The following is a 1,752-nucleotide window of genomic DNA, read 5'->3' as shown; positions in this document are numbered from 1 at the left end:
GGCGTCCCGATCGGTGTGCCGATCGACAACATGCGCACCTACGTGCTGGGGCCGGGTCTGACACCGGTACCGCCGGGTGTGGTGGGCGAGTTGTACGTGGCGGGTGCGGTGGGGCGCGGCTATAACGGCCGGCCCGGGCTGACGGCAGAGCGCTTCGTCGCCGATCCGTTCGGTCCTGCCGGGCACCGCATGTATCGCACCGGGGACCTGGCCCGGTGGACGGCCGACGGCGTGCTGGAGTACGCGGGCCGCGCCGACGCCCAGGTCAAGGTGCGCGGTCAGCGGGTTGAGCCGGCCGAGGTCGAGACGGTGGTGACCTCTCACCCGGCCGTCGCGCAGGCCGCTGTCATCGCTCGCGAGGGCCGCGGGGACAGCACCCGGCTCCTCGCCTACGTCGTACCGGCCGACACCGGTCACAGCGTGAGCGAAGGGGACACGCACGTCCGTGCCCTGGAGGCCGAGCTGCGGGCGTTCGTGTCCGGGCGGTTGCCGGAGTTCATGGTGCCGTCCGCGTTCGTGATGCTGGAGCGCCTGCCGTTGATGGCCAACGGCAAGCTGGACCGGGCCGCCCTGCCCGAGCCGGAGTTCACCGAGACCGTCTACCGCGCCCCGTCCGACGCGACGGAACAGGCACTCGCCGACCTGTTCGCCGAGGTCCTACGCCGAGACCGGGTCGGTATGGACGACCGGTTCTTCGAGCTAGGTGGGGATTCACTGCTCGCGGTGCGGTTGGTAGGCCGTATCCGCGGTGTGCTGGGCGTCGAGGTGCCCATTCGCGCGGTGTTCGACGCTTCCACCCCTGCGGAGCTGATGGCGCATCTGCCGGCCGGAGCGCGCGTACGCCCCGTGCTGCGGCGTACGGAGAACCGTCCGGAGCGACTGCCGCTGTCGTACGCGCAGCGCAGACTCTGGTTCATCGACCGGTTCGAGGGTCCTTCCGCCACCTACAACATCCCAGCGGTACTCCGTTTGTCTGGTTCGCTGGACGTACAGGCGCTGGCTGCGGCGGTACGGGATGTGGTGGTCCGGCACGAGAGTCTGCGGACCGTGTTCGTCGAGGACGAGGACGGGGTGCCGTTCCAGCGGGTGCTCCCCGCGCACGAGGTGTCGCCGGAACTCACCCTCGTCGACGTGTCCCCGCACGAACTGGACGAGGCGGTACGGCAGGCCGTGACGTACGCCTTCGACCTGGCCTCGGAGATCCCGCTGCGAGCCCGCCTGTTCCGCCTCGGTCCCGAAGAGCACCGGCTCGTCCTGGTCCTCCACCACATCGCGGGCGACGGTGGATCGGCCGGACCGCTGGCCAGGGACCTCGTCACGGCCTACTCGGCACGGCGGGACGGCGGGGCGGCGCCGGACTGGGAGCCGCTGCCGGTGCAGTACGCCGACTATGCCCTGTGGCAGTCCGAGCTGCTCGGTGACGAGTCGGACCCGGAGAGTGTGGCGGCCGCGCAGGCGGCGTACTGGCGCGACGAACTGGCGGACTGCCCCGCGCCGTTGGACCTACCGACCGACCTTCCCCGACCGCCCGTGGCCCGCCACGACGGCGACTCGGTCGCTTTCACCCTCGACACCGAACTGGTGTCGGCGGTCGAGGAACTTGCCCAGCGCACCGGCTCGACGGTGTCGATGGTCTTGCAGTCGGCTCTCGCCGTGCTGCTGCATCAGTTGGGGGCCGGTGAGGACATCCCGATCGGTGCGCCGATCGCCGGTCGTACGGATGAGGCTCTGTCCGATCTGGTCGGGTTCTTC

The 1,752-nt window shown here is 70.5% G+C and carries 1 protein-coding gene; it reads left to right on the top strand.

Translation table 11 applies throughout. The annotated features are described in order from the left end of the window. On the top strand, nt 1-1,752 hold a 1,752-nt coding region (locus ACIRVH_RS46430; protein WP_403967166.1), incomplete at both ends, for a condensation domain-containing protein.

Origin of the sequence: Streptomyces sp. NPDC101165, assembly GCF_044768135.1 — a bacterium.
In the GTDB taxonomy this organism is placed as follows: Bacteria; Actinomycetota; Actinomycetes; order Streptomycetales; family Streptomycetaceae; genus Streptomyces.
This window is presented reverse-complemented; position numbering and strand designations above follow the sequence as displayed.